This is a genomic window from Tissierella simiarum (assembly GCF_018917865.1).
In the GTDB taxonomy this organism is placed as follows: Bacteria; Bacillota; Clostridia; order Tissierellales; family Tissierellaceae; genus Tissierella_C; species Tissierella_C simiarum.
Window position 1 is genome coordinate 77435 of sequence record NZ_JAHLPM010000006.1, and the last position, 18129, is coordinate 95563.

At 28.9% G+C, this 18129-nt stretch carries 18 protein-coding genes; 16 read left to right on the top strand and 2 right to left on the bottom strand.

The genetic code is table 11. The features are described 5' to 3' along the window. Positions 1-206 precede the first annotated feature (206 nt). From KQI42_RS08445 to KQI42_RS08460, 4 genes are all read left to right on the top strand, one after another. Positions 207-1790 (top strand): potassium/proton antiporter, encoded by a 1584-nt coding sequence (locus KQI42_RS08445; RefSeq protein WP_216518783.1) that lies wholly within the window; start codon positions 207-209, stop codon positions 1788-1790. A gap of 158 nt (positions 1791-1948) precedes the next feature. Continuing rightward, positions 1949-2758: a MerR family transcriptional regulator gene (locus KQI42_RS21665; protein WP_216518785.1), complete on the top strand. Its 810-nt coding sequence runs from the start codon at positions 1949-1951 to the stop codon at positions 2756-2758. Between the two features lie 321 nt (positions 2759-3079). Further along, on the top strand, positions 3080-3643 hold the full coding sequence (locus KQI42_RS08455) for a TetR/AcrR family transcriptional regulator (protein WP_216518787.1): 564 nt from the start codon (positions 3080-3082) through the stop codon (positions 3641-3643). A 75-nt stretch (positions 3644-3718) separates the two neighbouring features. Beyond that, the gene (locus KQI42_RS08460; protein ID WP_216518980.1) at positions 3719-4399 is read left to right on the top strand and encodes a hypothetical protein; all 681 of its coding nucleotides are present in this window, start codon (positions 3719-3721) and stop codon (positions 4397-4399) included. A 64-nt stretch (positions 4400-4463) separates the two neighbouring features. On the opposite strand, the gene KQI42_RS08465 is transcribed toward KQI42_RS08460, so the two are convergent. Both KQI42_RS08465 and KQI42_RS08470 read right to left on the bottom strand, forming a co-directional pair. Continuing rightward, positions 4464-4775: a DUF3021 domain-containing protein gene (locus KQI42_RS08465; protein WP_216518789.1), complete on the bottom strand. Its 312-nt coding sequence runs from the start codon at positions 4773-4775 to the stop codon at positions 4464-4466. Positions 4776-4778: 3 nt separating this feature from the next. After that, positions 4779-4937 (bottom strand): hypothetical protein, encoded by a 159-nt coding sequence (locus KQI42_RS08470; RefSeq protein WP_216518791.1) that lies wholly within the window; start codon positions 4935-4937, stop codon positions 4779-4781. Positions 4938-5355: 418 nt separating this feature from the next. Between KQI42_RS08470 and KQI42_RS08475 the strand changes: the two genes are divergently transcribed. The 12 genes from KQI42_RS08475 (at position 5356) to KQI42_RS08530 (ending at position 18120) form a co-directional block, all read left to right on the top strand. Beyond that, positions 5356-5853 (top strand): QueT transporter family protein, encoded by a 498-nt coding sequence (locus KQI42_RS08475; RefSeq protein WP_216518793.1) that lies wholly within the window; start codon positions 5356-5358, stop codon positions 5851-5853. A 25-nt stretch (positions 5854-5878) separates the two neighbouring features. Beyond that, on the top strand, positions 5879-6376 hold the full coding sequence (gene queF / locus KQI42_RS08480) for a preQ(1) synthase (RefSeq protein WP_216518795.1): 498 nt from the start codon (positions 5879-5881) through the stop codon (positions 6374-6376). 144 nt (positions 6377-6520) lie between these two features. Beyond that, a complete protein-coding gene (locus KQI42_RS08485; RefSeq protein ID WP_216518797.1) occupies positions 6521-7399 on the top strand; it encodes a tRNA 2-thiocytidine biosynthesis TtcA family protein in 879 nt (292 codons plus the stop codon). A 12-nt stretch (positions 7400-7411) separates the two neighbouring features. Continuing rightward, entirely contained in the window at positions 7412-7891 is a 480-nt protein-coding gene (gene rlmH / locus KQI42_RS08490; RefSeq protein WP_216518800.1) for a 23S rRNA (pseudouridine(1915)-N(3))-methyltransferase RlmH, read from the top strand. A 148-nt stretch (positions 7892-8039) separates the two neighbouring features. Next, the gene (locus KQI42_RS08495; protein WP_216518802.1) at positions 8040-8900 is read left to right on the top strand and encodes a damage-control phosphatase ARMT1 family protein; all 861 of its coding nucleotides are present in this window, start codon (positions 8040-8042) and stop codon (positions 8898-8900) included. 422 nt (positions 8901-9322) lie between these two features. Beyond that, on the top strand, positions 9323-11560 hold the full coding sequence (helD, locus tag KQI42_RS08500; protein ID WP_216518804.1) for an RNA polymerase recycling motor HelD: 2238 nt from the start codon (positions 9323-9325) through the stop codon (positions 11558-11560). Positions 11561-11717: 157 nt separating this feature from the next. Further along, positions 11718-12146 (top strand): 2-thiouracil desulfurase family protein, encoded by a 429-nt coding sequence (locus KQI42_RS08505; RefSeq protein WP_216518806.1) that lies wholly within the window; start codon positions 11718-11720, stop codon positions 12144-12146. A gap of 246 nt (positions 12147-12392) precedes the next feature. Then, positions 12393-13067, top strand: a complete 675-nt coding sequence (locus tag KQI42_RS08510) for a response regulator transcription factor (RefSeq protein ID WP_216518808.1) — start codon at positions 12393-12395, stop codon at positions 13065-13067. A gap of 176 nt (positions 13068-13243) precedes the next feature. Next, positions 13244-14095, top strand: coding sequence for a sensor histidine kinase (locus KQI42_RS08515; protein WP_343231674.1), 852 nt, complete (start codon positions 13244-13246; stop codon positions 14093-14095). 207 nt (positions 14096-14302) lie between these two features. Further along, positions 14303-15067: an ABC transporter ATP-binding protein gene (locus KQI42_RS08520; RefSeq protein ID WP_216518811.1), complete on the top strand. Its 765-nt coding sequence runs from the start codon at positions 14303-14305 to the stop codon at positions 15065-15067. Continuing rightward, positions 15054-16937 carry an FtsX-like permease family protein gene (locus KQI42_RS08525; protein ID WP_216518813.1) on the top strand — a complete coding sequence of 628 codons (1884 nt, stop codon included), beginning with the start codon at positions 15054-15056 and terminating at the stop codon, positions 16935-16937. Before KQI42_RS08520 ends, KQI42_RS08525 begins: the two co-directional genes overlap by 14 nt. A gap of 703 nt (positions 16938-17640) precedes the next feature. Further along, positions 17641-18120: a hypothetical protein gene (locus tag KQI42_RS08530; RefSeq protein ID WP_216518815.1), complete on the top strand. Its 480-nt coding sequence runs from the start codon at positions 17641-17643 to the stop codon at positions 18118-18120. Positions 18121-18129: the final 9 nt, after the last annotated feature.

An 18129-nucleotide genomic window follows, 5' to 3' on the forward strand; every position in this document is an offset into this window, starting at 1 on the left:
TAAATCTAAAATCTTAAGACATATTTCAAAACTATAATTTAAAATTCAAGAATTATAAAATATAATTGATAATTTAGGGATAGCTTATAACCATTATGCAATTCGCCATGGTTTGCTACCTCAGACTTTTCAGCTACCATGCCTTAAAAAGACTAATAAATATATTATTATAACTACTAAAGGTTAATAAGAGAAGGAGTGGGTAAATGACATTTAATTACACAGTTTTATTGGTTTCTTCAGTACTCTTAGTATGTGTCATGTCTAGTAAACTATCTTATAGAATAGGAGTTCCTGTACTTATAGTGTTTCTGGGCATAGGTATGTTGGTAGGATCTGATGGTATTGGGTTTGTATATTTTGATAATCCAGCCATAGCACAGTATATAGGTTCTACAGCATTAGCTTTTATACTCTTTACAGGTGGTATGGATACAAAATGGACTTCTGTTAAACCAGTAATCAAATCAGGATTAGTTTTAGCAACTGTTGGAGTTCTGGGTACAGCAATATTTGTAGGAGTATTTACGTACTTTGTAACAGATATGACTATTTGGGAAGGACTTTTACTTGGAGCAATAGTTTCATCAACAGATGCTGCAACGGTTTTTTCAATCTTAAAGTCAAAAAGTCTTAATTTAAAGGGCGATTTAGTTCCTTTATTAGAATTTGAAAGTGGCAGCAATGACCCTATGGCGTATATGATTACAGTTATACTTGTATCAATAATAACTACAGGAGAAAGTAGTCTAATAGCATTTATATTGATGTTTACGAGACAAATGATCATAGGTGGAATATTAGGTTATGTTTTAGCAAGACTGTTTACTTTACTTATTAACTATATAAAGTTAGATTATGATGGATTATACTATGTATTTCTCATAGCTACAGTTTATCTTATATTTGCAATAGTTAGTATTTTAGATGGAAATGGATTTCTTGCTATGTATGTTGCTGGTATAGTATTTGGTAACACTAGATACATTCATAAGAGAAGCTTAATTAAATTTTTTGATGGCCAAACATGGCTTATGCAAATTACACTTTTTGTTACATTAGGATTATTGGTATTTCCTAGTCAACTACCTTCGGTTGCGGGAAAAGGGCTGATTATTTCATCTTTTATTATTTTTGTTGCTAGACCAGTATGTATGTTTATTTTAATGAGTTTCTTTGAATATAGTTTTAAAGAAAAGTTACTAGTATCATGGGTTGGATTTAGAGGTGCAGCTTCAATAGTATTTGCCATAATTCCATATATGGAAGGGCTTCCAGTGGCAAATGAAATATTCAATATCGTTTTCTTTATAGTTTTAACATCTGTTGTTATTCAAGGTACGCTGTTTCCAATTATAGCTAGAAAGCTTGGTTTAGTTGAAATGGTAGATGATACAATTTTAACTAGAAGCTTTAACGAATATGCTGATGAAATAAATGGTGTATTTGCAGAACTTCTAGTTTTACCTAATTCACCTATGTTAAAAAAGAAAATTGTTGAAATTAAAATTCCACAAGAGGTTTTAGTTATCAGTATACACAGAGATGACAAGTATATTGTACCAAAAGGTTTAACGATGATAAAAGAAAACGATAAGTTACTAGTTACAGCAGAAAGTGAAGAACATGTTAAAGATTTAGAAGAAAGATTTGCAGTTAAGATGATTACTAATGAACCTTCTAGTATTGATTTTAAGGGAAGAAGGAATGAGTTTCATATTGTGAAGGGAGATATAATAAAGAATAAAAGAATCAAAATAAAAGAGAAGATTAAAAACAAAACCTCGTAATATCAAGAGTGATAGCGAATATATAAAGAGTCTATAAGAAAAAGCTTATAGACTTTTTATATATTATTAAACTTTAAATAAGAATAATTATTGACATTACCCTTAACTGGAAGGTGTATACTTATGTTATCAACGTTGATAGAAAAGGGGAGAAAAAAGTGTATACAATAGGTGAGTTTTCTAAAATCGGAGGTGTTTCAACAAAGACTCTACGTTACTATGATGAAATGAATATTTTAAAACCGGCTTATGTAAATAATGAAAATCAATATAGATACTATTCACAAGAACAAGTGCTAGAAATTCTTTTCATCATAGAGTTAAAGGAATACGGACTAACTTTAGATGAGATTAAAAAAGTTCTTGAAGATAAGAATATTTATTTTTTGCAAAATATTTTAGAAGAAAAATTACAAGAAATTAATAAGCAATTGGAAGAAAAAATAAAAATGCAAAGTCGGATTGAGAGAAAGATAAAGAAGATGAAAATAGGAGGTAAAATCATGGAAAGTTATAAAACATTAGCAGTACAATTAAAAGATAGAGCTCCAATGACAATTATCAGCCAACGTACTATAACAGATGTCCAACAAATAGATGATTTAATATGTAATTTATATAAAAGTATAGAAAGAATGAATTTGAAACCATCAGGACCTGTAATGTCTATATATCATGATAAGGAGTTCGATCCTGAATCCACAGATTTAGAAGTATGTATTCCTGTTAATAAGAATTTAGCAGTCAAAAATAGTAGGGAGCTAGCTGGTGGATTACATGCATGTACTACATTTATAGGACCTTATTCAAGATTTGGAGAAGCCTATGCAAAAGTAATTAAATGGATTCAAGACAATGGATACCAAATAGCAGGAGCACCCTTCGATATTTACATTGTAGGACCTGATTCTACTGATAACTCGGACGAATATGTTACGGAAATATGTTTTCCTGTTAAACTAGTTTAAAAGTATTTTAAATCTATAAAAGGTATGAAATCTTAAATTTCATACCTTTTTCGTTTATTTGACGATGGTGACTTTAATATATCGTCTTTATATTTATAGGTTATCAAGTAAGGAAATAGATGAATTAAAAGAGCTGGTTTCAAATAGATTTAATGAAAGAATAAATTTAATAAAAGATAGCATGGGTATTTGGGATTATACAATTATAATAACACAGATAGTCTCAAGCATAGTGGAATGATGACTATTTATTAACCTTGTTGACAATCTAATATTTTTATTATACAATAAAAATGAACAATGTTCAGGAGGCTAAATAAAATGTATAATAATGAAAATCAGAAAGACACTATCTTATCTGTAGCTAAAGATATTGCTGCAAAACAAGGTATAACTAAAATTAATATTCGTTCTGTGGCACAGAATAGTGGAATCGCTATTGGTACAGTATATAATTACTTTCCTTCGAAGGGAGATTTGTTGGTAGCTGTTATTGAAGATTTCTGGGAAGGTGCTTTTGTAAATATTGATTGGCAGAGTCTTTCAAATAGCAATTTTTATGATAATTTAGAGAAAATTTATGACAGTTTACATCTTTATCTTAACAGTTTCAAAGAGAACTGGCTAGAGCAACTTTCTCTTCTAAAAACACAGGAAAAGCTGATTGGTAAGCAAAAAGAAAACGAATATTTTGGAAAGATTCAAAGTAGAATTATGACATTGATAGATATGGATGATAGTTTAAGATCTTATCCATGGACTGAAAGCTTTTCAAAACAAAAAATATCTGAGTTTATATTTGAAAACATGTTAATTATGCTTAAAAAAGGTGAAAAAGATATAAGTTTTTTTATGATGGTTTTAAAGAAGATAATGTCTAATTGAAAGTCATACTTATAGTATGATTTTTAATATAAGCAAAATTGAACATAGTTCATATATTATGAAAGGGTGATCTTTATGCAAGCAATTATGGAAACTTTATTTGATGCAGTTTACTTAATTGGTGTTATTACAATAGGAATAATAATGATGACAAAAAACGACAGAGATAAACAGTATAAGCTATTTGGTTTGATGGCAGTTTTATTGGGTGCAGGCGATGCATTTCATCTAATACCTAGATCATATGCACTGCTTACAACAGGACTGGAAGCTAATGCTGCTGCTCTTGGATTAGGGAAACTTATAACATCTATTACCATGACGATATTTTACGTTATTCTATATCATATATGGAGACAACGTTATAAGATTGAAAGACGTAACGGACTTACAATTTCGATTTATGCTCTAAGCGTTATACGTATAATATTGTGTCTTTTCCCTCAAAATGATTGGTTAAGCTATAATGCTCCTGTTTCTTGGGGAATATATAGAAATATTCCATTTGCCATTATGGGAATTATAATTATTTGCATTTTCTATTCTGAAGTTAAAAAACATGCTGATAAAAATTTTAAATTTATGTGGTTAGCTATTGTATTGTCTTTCGCTTTATATATTCCAGTTGTGTTGTGGGCTACTACGATTAGGTGGATTGGAATTTTGATGATACCGAAGACTCTTGCTTACGTTTGGATAGTAATTATGGGCTATAAGGAATTTAGAACTGAAATAAAAAAGATAAAAAGTAGATAAATTAAATTTTAATAATGGGTAGTGAAGTCACTACCCATTATTAGTAAAGAAAGATAAAGTAAATTTATTTAGTTTGTTTATTTCTTAACTCTAGTTGTTTGTTAATCTCCATTGCTTTTTTCTTCCAATAAGCTTTAAATGATAGCCAAACTATTATAGATATTAGTACGTAAAAAATTATAAAAATAATTTTAGCCACTGTAGGTACTGGAATCCATCCTGCATAAACAGATACTGGGAAATAAACAACACTCATCAATATAAAATGAACTATAGTTTGTTTTAATAGACTCCAATTATCTATATTAAATACCATAGAAATAGTTATAAAATAAAATCCTGCTATCTTCACTATAAAAATAAAAAATATCTTCAAGATTTAATATATAAAGTCTCTCATCTTTAATGCCCATGATTCGTTTCTTTTCTTTCTTTTCAGACTATTAATTATTTCTTGTACTTCATTTGTAATTTCAGGAGTATATATGACAACCCTAGTTTCACTAGATTCTGGTTGAATTTCAATATCAATTTTCATATGGGACCTCCTTTCATAATTATTATAATAATACTTAATCTCAGATACTACAAAAATCAAGTAAGAGGTTATATTTTGAATTTAAGCGGTTTAGAAGTTATATGTTATTTTTGTAAAATGGATTATTTAAAAATAGGCAAGAAAAGTTAAAGTTTAGGAAAACATTTTTAATTTATTTGACTTATTTTCTATTAAGTATTAAACTATACTAGAAAATTATAACTAAATAAGACAGTTCGAAACCATCCTGTCTATAAATAAAACTAAGGGTCCATAAATAAAAATAACTGGTTTTTATAAGGCGCTTTGCGCCTTTTTTTATTTCTATAAAGTAAATTTAAATTTCTTAGTCTATTGTTTATAGTTCAGGAACAACCTTTCTTGTTTAGAATTCACTAAAAAATAATGGGGGAGAGATATGAATATTAAATCAAAGACAGTTGTTGAAGAAACTATATCAACTACTAAGAAAATAACTATATCAGGAGTTTCAGTAGGACTTTATGTCATATTAATGTATTTAACTCAAGGTTTTGCTTTTGGACAATATCAGATAAGAATAGCAACATCATTCTATGCTCTCACTGCTATTCATCCATTTTTAATAGTTCCTATGGCAGTAGGGAATATGCTAAGTAACATACTTATGGGAGGACTAGGAGTCTTTGATACATTAGGGGGATTAATAGTAGGACTTATTACTACTACAGCCGTTTATTTAGTTAAAAAATTTAAATTGAATGACTGGCTTATAGCTATTTCAATAATTTTAGGCCCAGGATTGATTGTTCCTATATGGCTTTCAATTATACTAAAAATACCCTATAGAGTGTTAGCAGCAAGTTTATGTATTGGACAAATTGTTCCAGGAATAGTGGGAGTTATTCTTGTTAAACAATTAAGAAATAGAATATAAGATAATAAAATAGGAGGTTAATAATATGGCTGGAAGAAAAGAAGAAGAATTAGAAGGAGTAACACTATTAGGGAATCAAGGTACAAAATATAATTATGATTATGATCCATCTGTTTTAGAAACATTTGAAAACAAGCACAGAGAAAATGACTATTTTATAAAATTTAATTGTCCAGAATTTACAAGTCTTTGTCCTAAAACAGGACAACCTGATTTTGCAACAATATATATATCCTATGTCCCAGATAGACTTATGGTAGAGAGCAAATCTTTAAAGCTTTATCTTTTTAGCTTCAGAAACCATGGAGATTTTCATGAAGACTGTATGAACATAATAATGAAAGATTTAATAAAGCTTTTAGATCCAAAGTATATTGAAGTATGGGGAAAGTTTACTCCAAGGGGAGGAATTTCTATTGATCCATATTGTAACTATGGAAAAGAAGGTACTAAGTGGAAAGATGTAGCTGAAAAGAGATTATTTTATCACGACATGAATCCAGAGAATATAGATAATAGATAATATTTTTAAGCTATTGGTAGGTGTGACAGAAGGAGAACTTTTGTTACACCTTTAGTTTATGTAAAAGTTTCTATAACATTGTTTTTATATAAAATTTAGGATAAACTATAGTGGTCAATTAAGTTTAAAAATGGAGTGATATTTGTGAATGAGAAAGAAAATGGGTTAGCAGGAACTGGCTGTGAAATATTAGTTCCACTTAACGATAGAAAACCATTGGCTGAAATAGAAAGAAGCATTATAAAAAGATACAGAAAACATATATGGAGTAAGTTTATTAAAGCAATTAAAGAATATGAGCTGATAGAAGATGGAGATAGGATTGCAGTAGCTATTTCTGGAGGAAAAGATAGTCTATTAATGGCTAAGTTATTTCAAGAGCTTCATAGAAATGGAAATCAAAACTTTGAATTGGAATTTATAGCTATGGATCCAGGATATCATCCTGATATAAAAGAATTATTAATAGAAAACTGTGAGTATTTAAATATTCCAGTCCATATATATGAAGCTAATGTATTTGAAGTTGCAGATAGAATAGCTAAAGACTATCCATGTTACATGTGTGCGAGAATGAGAAGAGGAGCCTTATATGGAAAGGCACAAGAACTAGGATGTAATAAACTAGCACTTGGACATCATTTTAATGATGTTATAGAAACTACATTATTAAACCTTTTATGTTCTGGTAACTTTAAAACCATGTTACCAAAGTTAAAATCTCAAAACTATGAAGGAATAGAACTTATAAGACCACTTTATTATATAGAAGAAGTTTATATACAAAGATTTATTCAAAATAGTGGAATATGGCCTTTAAACTGTGCCTGTATGGTAGCTGCTAAAAAAATAGGAAACAAACGCTATGAAATAAAAGATTTAATAGAGGAATTAAAAAAGAACTTTAAGAATGTAGATATGTCAATATTTAGGGCGGCTCAGAATGTAAATATGGATTGTATATTAGGGTGGGAAAAAGAAGGAGAGAAATATTCATTCTTAGATTTTTATGATGAAAGGTAGTGGGTAAATTAAGTGAATATAAGAATCGTTTCCGTAGGAAAAATTAAAGAAAAATATATACAAGATGGTATAAAAGAGTTTTCTAAAAGGCTTTCTAGATACTGTAATTTGGAAATTATAGAAGTTGAAGATGAGAAAGCTCCAGAAAATTTGAGTGAAAAAGAAATAGAAATAATTAAAAGTAAAGAGGGAGAAAGAATATTATCGAAGATTCCTCAAAATTCCTTTGTAATTTCTTTAGCTATCGAAGGAAAAAGTTTATCCTCAGAAGGATTAGCAGAAAAAATAAAAAATTTAATGATAGATGGAGCAAACGATATAACTTTTGTAATAGGAGGTTCTCTTGGATTATCTGAAAATATTATAGGAAGAAGTAATTTTGAACTTTCCTTTTCAAAAATGACTTTTCCTCATCAATTAATGAGGCTTATTTTATTGGAACAAATATATAGAGGATTTAGAATAATAAAGGGTGAACCATATCATAAGTAGTGGGACATTTTTTGCAAGTGAAAGAATTTATATCGAAATATAATATCATAAAAGTAGCTGTGCTGTTTTAATCGTAAATTTAGATTTTATAATTATGAATATGCCATTTAGTAGAATAAGAACATATTACTATTGAGGAGAGAATTATATGAAAATATCACGTGAATGTATTTATTGTCTTGCTAGACAAGCAGTAGAAATAGCTGAAGAAGCCACGAGTAATATAACAATGCAAGAAGAAATAATAAAAAGAGCTTTGAAAGAATTAGGAGAAATGAACTTCAATGAAACAGCACCTGAAATAGCTTTTAGGATGCATCAACATGCTAAGAATATTACTGGTATTAATGATCCATATAAGAGATTGAAGGAACAGTATAATGAAATTGCCAAAGAGATTTATGAGAGAATTATTGAGGAAAAATGGTTGGATAAGGCAGAAGATCCCTTTGATATGGCTTGTAGGCTGGCTATTGCAGGAAATATTATAGATTTTTCAGTTGGACTAAAGCTAGAGTATTCAGATATTGTTAAGTCGGTTGAAGACAGTATCAAACATGATATTTTTGGTACGGGAACAACTGCTCTGCGAGAAGCAGTAGAAAACTCAAAGAACATTATGTATATTGCTGATAATTCTGGTGAAATCATATTTGATAAATTTCTATTAGAGAATCTTCCAACAAACAAGGTTACTTATGTAGTGAAGGGAGGTCCAATAGTTAATGATGCAACTATGCAGGATGCAATAAGCACAGGTGTTGTAGACCTAGTAAAAGTAATTGACAATGGGCATTCTGCGCAAGGAACGATATTAAAAGATTGCTCAAGTACATTTAAGAGTGAATTTAGTAAAGCAGATCTTATTATAAGTAAAGGGCAAGCGAATTTTGAAACATTGAGTGATATTAGAGATAAGAATATATTCTATCTATTGCGAGCAAAATGTAGTTCAGTTGCTTCTGCTATTGGGTGTAAACCAATGGACTATGTGCTTACAAATTATTAGAATAAAGGATATTTTTATTTCCCACAGAAATAGGCTGAAAATGATAGTCTTTTAATTAATAGAAAGGTTCTCTGATTTTTTATTTTTATTAATATGAACTTTACATCAAAGGATTTAAAAAAGGGTTACCTTATAACGATTTGATAGACCTTTTTTTTAACACAATTGAAAGAGTAATTAATATTGAAAGGATTTAATTTAGGAAATAAATTAATCAATGAGTATATAAGAAAAAGACATTTGTTCAATGACAAATGTCTTTATTATTGACATAACAAAACAAAAGTGATAACATAAATTTATATTGCCACTTTCAATAAATACTTATTTACCCTCAATTATATTATACATCTTTTAAAAAACAATGTCAATATGTTTTTTAAAGAATTTTATTGAATTATCTATTATAAGGAGGTTATATCATGAACAGGGATGACTCTGAATGGAAGCTTGAAGATGAATGGCTGCAAGATGTGCTTAAAGAGGCTCGAAAACAGCTTGATAAAAACAGAGATTTTAAAGAAAAAATTAGAGAAGATGCCATTAGAACACAAAAGGAGCTATGGGATGAAATAGGTTCAGTTTCTATAACAAATGGGCTAGAGCAGGTTGCAGACTTTATGCAATTCGTCAATCTCATGAAAATGCAAAAGATAAGCCATGAGTCAACCAGAAAACTTCAAGAAAAATACGAGAGAATGCTTTCGTCACCCTATTTCGGAAGAATCGACTTTCTTGAAAATGAAGATGACAAAGCCGAGAAATATTATATTGGGATTTCAAACCTGATTAATGATAACCTTGATTTCCTAATATATGACTGGAGAGCACCGATTTCCAGCATGTTTTATGATTGTGAAATGGGAGAGGCTAATTATAAATGCCCTGAAGGAGTTATAGAAGGGAAACTTATGCTAAAAAGACAGTATAAAATTAATAATGGCAAAATTGAATATATGTTTGATAGTAATCTTAAGATAGACGATGAAATGCTTCAAGATATTTTGAGTAAAAGTACTGATAGTAAGATGAAGGCCATAGTAACGACAATTCAAAGAGAGCAGAATAAAGTGATTCGTAATGAAGAGTACAAAACTCTGATTGTTCAAGGTCCTGCAGGAAGCGGGAAAACTTCTGTTGCTCTTCATAGAATTGCCTATCTCTTATATAAATATCGGGAGAAAATAACACCTCAGAATATAGTAATATTTTCACCCAATGAAATTTTTAATGATTATATCTCTAATGTATTACCAGAGCTTGGAGAAGATAATATGTACCAGACAACATTTAAGGAATATATGCATATGGCTTTAGGTAGCGAGCTTATAAAGGAAGGTTACTGCGAAATGATGGAATATATTCTAGTTTCAAAGAATGAATCAAACTATCAAAACAGAATCAGTAATATAAGATATAAGTCTACTGTAGAATTTGTAAACATATTAAAATATTATGTGACCTATGTTGAAAAGATGGATAGAAACTTTACAGACATCGTTTTTAGAGATAGGCTAATAGTGTCATCTAAAGATTTACAAGAACTATTTTTTAAAGATTATATAAGACTTCCGCTGAAGAAGAGACTTAGAAAGATAAAGGAAAGAATATTGTTCCTTTTAGAGCCATATAAAAAAGACAGGATAGAGGAAATTGTCACTGAATTAGAACATACAGGCTCTTATATAGATAAAATGGAGATTTTAAAGGATAGTATAGCTATTGTAAAGGATGAAATGAAGGAAATATACTATGAGATAGATAGAATAACAGACTTTAATTTAGTAGATATATATATAAAGCTTTTTGATAAATTGGAGTTTTTTTATAGAAGTTTAAATACTGAATACTGTGAGGAGAAAATTGAGAAAATCAAAAGTTATACTTTAGAAAACCTGAAAGCTCAAAAACTCAACTATGAAGATCAGATCCCCTTTCTATATCTAAAAATTGTGCTAGGAGATCTTCCAAAAACCTCGGAAATTAAATATGTTATTATTGATGAGGCGCAGGACTATACACCACTTCAGTATGAAATATTTTATCAGCTTTTTAATCATGCAAATATGACTATACTGGGCGATTTAAATCAGTCCATCAATCCATTTATGAGTGTAGGAGATTATAATAATATCTCCCATATATTCTCTCAAAGCAACACTTGCATAATAAATTTAACTAAAAGCTACAGATCCACAAAGGAAATTACCGAGTTTTCTAGAAAACTACTTAATGATGAATTTATTGATGAAAGTATACAAAGAAGTGGAGATGAACCTTTATTTCTTGGTTTTTCAGATGAAGAAGCTATAAAAGAAAGACTTCTTGAGGATATAAAGATATATAAGGAGAGAGGATATAAATCCATTGGAATAATAACAAGAACTATAAAAGAAGCAGATGAGGCATATAATTTCTTAAAAGAGAAAATTCATATTAAAGCTATAATAAAAGATGATGATGAGTATGTCAGTGATACCTTGGTAATACCTGCATATCTTGCTAAAGGATTAGAATTTGATGTTGTGCTTATTTATAATGTAGGAAATGGGAATTACTGCTGTGAAGAGGAAAGGTTGCTACTTTATACTGCCTGTACCAGAGCACTTCATATTCTATGTATATACTATTCTGGGAAGTGCACACCATTGCTGAATTAAAAATAGCAAATAAGTATTGCAAGCATATGGCAAAAATATGATTTTAAATTATGATACTTATGAAATTTTAATTTAAGGAGGAAAGTAAGTGATGATGATATTAAATTGTTAATATTAATCAAATAAGATACTAAATTATTAAATGTGAGGTAAAAACATGAATATTTTAATAAGTGCTTGTTTATTAGGAGTTAATTGTAGATATGATGGAACAGGTAAATTTATTGGACAATTACACATTTTAAAAGAAAAACATCATTTGATTCCAGTATGTCCTGAAATATTTGGCGGCTTAGAAACTCCACGACAGCCTGCAGAAAAAATAATGGATAAGGTTATTACTAAAACTGGTGAAGATGTAACTAATTATTATAAAAAAGGTGCTAATGAGGTCTTAAAGCTTGCTAAATTCTATAATAGTAAATTTGCAATTTTAAAAGAACGCAGTCCTTCATGTGGGCACAGAGAGATTTACGATGGAACATTCTCTGGCACAGTGATAGACGGTAATGGAGTGACTGCAGAATTGTTAATTGAGAATGGGATAACTGTTATAGGTGAATCACAAATAGAAACTTTGTTATAATATAGATTTCAGAACCAGATATCTATGTAGATTACTCAGAAGATGCGCTAAGCAAAGCTATAGAACTGATTACATCGAAGTAGAAAAAATAAAAGAAATATTATAAGTGAATGAAGCTATATTATAAGCCACTATTGCAAATAATGTTGATCATTTGCAATAGTGGCTTTTGCTATTTTTACTATATTTTATATGTTAAATAGTATAATATAAAAATATAGTAGTTATAAACTGTGAGGTGAAATTATGTACAAAATACTTATAGTGGAAGATGATGATGCCCTTTGTAGTAAAATAAAAGATAGAATTTTAAAATGGGGTTATCATGTAGTTTCGATTGAAAATTTTGAAAATATTTTAGAAGAATTTGCGAAATATAATCCTCATTTAGTGATTATGGACATAAATTTACCATACTTTGACGGGTTTTATTGGTGCAACAAGATTAGAGCTATATCTAAAGTCCCTATTATATTTCTATCATCTAGAGATAACAATATGGATATAGTAATGGCAATCAATATGGGAGGAGATGACTTTGTTACAAAGCCATTTTCTATGGATGTTTTATTAGCAAAAATTCAGGCTATACTTAGGCGAACCTATTCCTATGGAGAAAATGAAGGACAAATAATAGAATGTGAAGGAGCTATTTTAAATATAAACGATGGAACAATGACCTATAATAATGAAAAAGTAGAGCTTACTAAAAATGAGTTTAGAATATTGTATTTACTTATGAAAAATAGAGGAAAGATAATGTCAAGGACTAGAATTATGAGAGTTCTGTGGGAAAGTGAGTATTTTATAAGTGAAAACACATTAACGGTAAATGTGAATAGATTGAGAAAAAAACTTGAAGATATAGGATTAAAGAATTTTATAATTACTAAAAAATCTCAAGGATATATGATACCATGAGCCTCTTTAGATATATAAAAGATTTATTTTGGATAATCCTATATTTTCTAATAACAGTTCTGATTATAAATTTAATATTGATAAGTAGTGTAAATATAAATAAATCTATAGGTGATATTTTCTACATGAATATACTTGTATTTTTTATCTCTTCAATATTTTTATTAATAGGGTATGTGAAGTGGATAAAGGAATATAAAGATTTACGAAAAGCCCTTTATACTGATGAACCTATCGATATGTTAGCTTGCCAAGGCAATAAATTAGAACAAGAACTTATTAGGCAAATAATAGATTTTAAAAAGAAAGAAAAACTAAGAGAAGTAACGATGTTAAAGGAAGATTTAGAAGAAATTAGTGATTATATAACACAATGGGCCCATGAAATTAAAATACCTATATCTGTGTGTGATCTCATAGCCGATAAAGTTGAGGAAGAAGATTTATATAATATTTCAGAAGAGCTAAGACAGGAACTAGAAAGGATAAAATTTCTTACTAATCAGGTCTTATATATCAGTAGGGTTTCAAGTTATTCAGAGGATCTCATAATAGAAGAAGTAAACCTAAAGGCTTTAGTAACAAATGTGATTAAAAACAATATGAATTTTTTTATAAATAAAAATATAGATTTAAAAATTCATGATTTAGATTTTAATATATTAACGGATAAGAAATGGACTTCCTATATATTAGAGCAAATAATAAATAATGCTTGTAAATATGTGAATTTACAAGGCAAGATTGAAATTTATGCGAAGGAAAATGAAGAAAGTGTAAGATTGTTTATAAAGGACAATGGAATAGGCATACCTCAAAAAGATATAGGAAGAATTTTTGATAGAGGATTTACAGGGGATAATGGACGGAAAACCACAAAATCTACAGGTATGGGTCTTTATATATGTAACAAAATAGCTTCAAAATTAAATCACAAAATAGAAGTGTTTTCTAAGCAATCACAATATACAGAGTTTATAATAGTCTTTTATAATATATCGGATTATTTCAATGTGACAAATATGTAATGTAAACCTTTATATTGTCACCATAAATGATGGCACGTAGGTAATGAAAGTATTAATATAAAAGTAAATAGTAAGAATTATTCTCTCTTAGTTTAAGAGAGAATTTTTATTAGTTTAATTTATTTTTATATAGGGGGCACTTGAATATATTCTTCAATGGAATTAATTTTAATTTTTTACAGCATATAAAAAACTGGAGGTTATAATATGGATTTAGTACTTGAAACTAAAAACTTAAAAAAAGAATATGGGTCAAAAGGAATGGTTTTTACAGCTGTAGACAATATAGACCTTAATGTCTATAAAGGTGAATTTTTAGGTATTATGGGACCATCAGGAGCAGGTAAAACTACACTTTTAAATATGTTGTCCACCATTGATAGACCTACTTCTGGAGAGATATATTATGAGGGCAAAAATATTGGACATATGAAAAACAGAGAACTTTCTATATTTAGACGAAATAATGTAGGTTTTATATTTCAAGATTTCAATCTATTAGATAGCATGTCGGTTGAAGACAATATAGCACTACCCCTTGCTCTTTCAAAAGTTGATAGTAAAGAAATAAAAGATAAAGTAAAAAGGTTGAGTAAGTTTTTTGGATTAGATGATCAGCTTAGAAAATATCCCTATCAATTGTCAGGAGGACAAAAACAAAGGGTAGCAGCAGCAAGGGCTCTTATAACTTCTCCATCTGTAGTATTTGCTGATGAACCTACTGGAGCTTTAGACTCAAAATCTTCTTCAGAGTTATTGCAATGTTTTTCTAGAATGAATCAAGAATTTAATACAACTGTTATTATGGTGACTCATGATGCCTTTGCGGCAAGTTATTGTAAGAGGATTTTAGTCATAAAGGATGGAAAAATCCATGCTAAATTAGATAAGGATGAAACGAGAAAAGAGTTCTTTAAGAGGATTCTTGACTTATTGGCATCCATGGGAGGTGGAGTGGATGAACTTATTTAAAATAATCTTTATGAATTTTAAGCAAAATATAAAGACTTCCCTACTATATTTATGTGCAATGATATTTTCTGTGGCTTCATATTATAATTTTTTATCTATGAGGTACAATCCTCAACTTTTAGAAGCTCAGGAGGTATCTAAATATGTAGAAAGTGCTTCTTATAGTGCTTCTATGCTTATGATAATGTTTTTAATATTTTTTATAATATATTCTAGTAACTTTTTTTTAAATCAAAGAAAAAAAGAAATAGGTGTATATGCTTTCATGGGTATCGACAATTATAAGATGGCCTTTATATTTGCTTCAGAAGGATTGTTACTTGGTACATTATCAGTAATTATTGGTCTAGCTATTGGTATAGTATTTAGCAAATTATTTATGATGATGATTGCAAAAATAGCACTTTTAAATATTACCATTGAGTTTTTTATATCCAAAAAAGCTGTTCTTAGTACTATAATTGTCTATTCGATTATTTTAGGTGTTACCTTTCTAAAAGGATATTTTCAGGTTATTAGAACTAATCTGATAGATTTATTAAACTCATTAAAAAAAGAAGAGGAATTGCCTAAGATTAATTATTTTAAGGGAATAGCATCAATAGCTATAATCAGTATAGGATATTATATTGCAATAAATTATGAAATACTAGGTTTTGGTAATACATCAATTATTACAATTCTTCTTACTATTTGGGGAACCTATTGGATGTTTAATTCTTTCTTCTCCATAGTTATAAGGTATCTTATAAATAAGAAAAGTTTTTTATATAAGGGCACAAACATTATAAGCATATCCAATATATCCTTTAGAATAAAAAATAACTATAGAACCCTTGCAGCAGTAACGATTTTAATTACAACAAGTATAACTTCCTTTGCCACAGTAAGTTCCCTTAGATACTTTGCAGATCACAATCACAAGGTAGAAGTTCCTTATACCATCAGCTATGTTTCCGCTGATGAAGATATTATAGAAAAGGTAGATAATATAATAGAAGCATCAAGTCATAATGTACAGCTTACAGAAAGGGTTAATTTTTTGAATGTACCAGTGGTTGAAAACTTTCAAAGTGCCAATCAGGTTGTAGTAGTAAAACTGTCGGATTTTAAAAAGATTTTATCGGATTTGGAAGTAGAAAATAAGGAAAAAATAATACCTAGATTTAACTTTTCAAAGGGTGAGGCAGGTTATGTACACAGACCTGGGACAGCAATAAGTATCCTAGATTTAAATAACATTACAATAGGAGATGTGGATTTTAATATAAAAACTGATATTAAAGTTCCTCTTTTGGGTGCAGGAGTACCCTATCCTTGTATAGTTGTTGATGATAATGATTATTTACGACTAAAATCTTCCTTTGAGGAGAAGCAGTTTAATGGGATTATATTAGATAATCAAGAGAATACTAAAGACTTAACTATGGAATTAGCAAATGCAATACCTCCTGAAGAAATTAATTTATATACTTATTATGTGGCTGGAGCAACATTTTATGATATGGTGGGAATTGTCTATTTTGTAGGAGCCTTTTTAGCCCTTGTATTTATATTTGCTACTGGAAGTATTATTTACTTTAAGATTTTAAGTGAATCCTTTAGAGATAGAAACAAATATCAAATACTTAAAAAAGTAGGTACTACAGATCTAGAAATATCTAACTCAGTTTCAAAACAGGTTGGTATATTTTTTATAATGCCTTTAATAATAGGATCAATTCATAGTATAGTTGCAATTCTAGTATTAGGTAAAGTCATGAAGTATAGTTTTGTTGTACCAACAGCTATAAGTATAGTTATGTTTGCATTAGTATATGGAGTGTTTTACTTATTTACTACAAGGAAATTTATAACTGTAGTTAAGTAATGTCCTGGAAAATTATTTATATTCCCGTTTTTGTAACTTTAGTAACATTTATAGATTTATGTAAACAAATCTATGAATGTTACTAAAATCTAGGTATTTCATAATTCATATCTATTTTTAAATATATCCTTAAGCTCCATCAAATTAGAAATTTCATAGGTGGGGTTTTATTTCTATCTTATTTGCAATTTTATTGGGATTAAACCAGTACGTATCTATACCAAAATTTATTCCACCTTATAATAAAATGATATTATACCATAAAATGGATAAAAATGCAAACTACTATTATAGAATCACTATTAGTGCAATATAGAAAAAAGTAGAGAGTGGTATTCTGAAAAAGAAAATTTATTTCAAACTAGGAACACTAAGGAAAGACTTAAAGGACAATGGGATTTTTAACATAGCTCAAGCTTACGCAAGAAATAAATTTAAGAAGGATGAACTGAAGAAAATCAGTGAAGAGATAAAAAGAAATATTAAAGAGTCTGGATATGATATATAGTATCAATTTTTATTAAAAATAAATTGTTTACTAATTTATCTAGTTTATGTAAGTACTACTAAGGATGTAGTAATAACTATTTAATTAAAAATTTCCTCTTAACTAGGTGAGGTGAACTGTATCATGAGTAACTGCGATTTTTAGAAATTCATGGTATACTAGAAAATAGTTGATTAAAGTTAGAGGGGGAATTAGATGAAAAGATTAATAGCAGCTTGTTGTATAATTGTTACATTATTATGTACTGGATGTGGAGTAAATTACATGAATTCGCTATATTCAAAAGATGATGAGATTTCAAGTGATACAAACTCATTTAGTTTAGATAAAGACGAACAATCAATAGATGGACAAGCTTATACTGGTAAGCTGGAGTTTGAGGGAATGGATACTATATGGAAGTATAATGCTGAAGATGATATGGAAATTGAACTTTCATATTTATTATCAGTAAGCAAAGGTAAAGCAAAATTAGTTTTGATTGATCCGTCAGGAAAGCTAGAAACACTTGTTGAAAATAAAGACAAGACCATTCAAAAGGATATGGAAACAATCAAGATGTCCTTAAAAAAAGGGGAAAACAGGATTAAATTAGTTGCATCTAATAAAGCACAAATTGAACTTAAACTTAGTGTAGATGTAGGTGACCTTAATAATATTGGATTTAATAGATAGATAAGTGTT

Excerpts from the sequence above, each read along its gene's own strand:
- KQI42_RS08505 (WP_216518806.1), top strand. The coding sequence starts at position 11,718 with ATGAATATTTTAATAAGTGCTTGTTTATTAGGAGTTAATTGTAGATAT.
- KQI42_RS08445 (WP_216518783.1), top strand. The coding sequence starts at position 207 with ATGACATTTAATTACACAGTTTTATTGGTTTCTTCAGTACTCTTAGTA.
- KQI42_RS08510 (WP_216518808.1), top strand. The coding sequence starts at position 12,393 with ATGTACAAAATACTTATAGTGGAAGATGATGATGCCCTTTGTAGTAAA.
- KQI42_RS08495 (WP_216518802.1), top strand. The coding sequence starts at position 8,040 with ATGAAAATATCACGTGAATGTATTTATTGTCTTGCTAGACAAGCAGTA.
- KQI42_RS08530 (WP_216518815.1), top strand. The coding sequence starts at position 17,641 with ATGAAAAGATTAATAGCAGCTTGTTGTATAATTGTTACATTATTATGT.
- KQI42_RS08470 (WP_216518791.1), bottom strand. The coding sequence starts at position 4,937 with ATGAAAATTGATATTGAAATTCAACCAGAATCTAGTGAAACTAGGGTT.
- helD (WP_216518804.1), top strand. The coding sequence starts at position 9,323 with ATGAACAGGGATGACTCTGAATGGAAGCTTGAAGATGAATGGCTGCAA.
- KQI42_RS08525 (WP_216518813.1), top strand. The coding sequence starts at position 15,054 with ATGAACTTATTTAAAATAATCTTTATGAATTTTAAGCAAAATATAAAG.
- KQI42_RS08520 (WP_216518811.1), top strand. The coding sequence starts at position 14,303 with ATGGATTTAGTACTTGAAACTAAAAACTTAAAAAAAGAATATGGGTCA.
- KQI42_RS08475 (WP_216518793.1), top strand. The coding sequence starts at position 5,356 with ATGAATATTAAATCAAAGACAGTTGTTGAAGAAACTATATCAACTACT.
- KQI42_RS08455 (WP_216518787.1), top strand. The coding sequence starts at position 3,080 with ATGTATAATAATGAAAATCAGAAAGACACTATCTTATCTGTAGCTAAA.
- queF (WP_216518795.1), top strand. The coding sequence starts at position 5,879 with ATGGCTGGAAGAAAAGAAGAAGAATTAGAAGGAGTAACACTATTAGGG.
- KQI42_RS08460 (WP_216518980.1), top strand. The coding sequence starts at position 3,719 with ATGCAAGCAATTATGGAAACTTTATTTGATGCAGTTTACTTAATTGGT.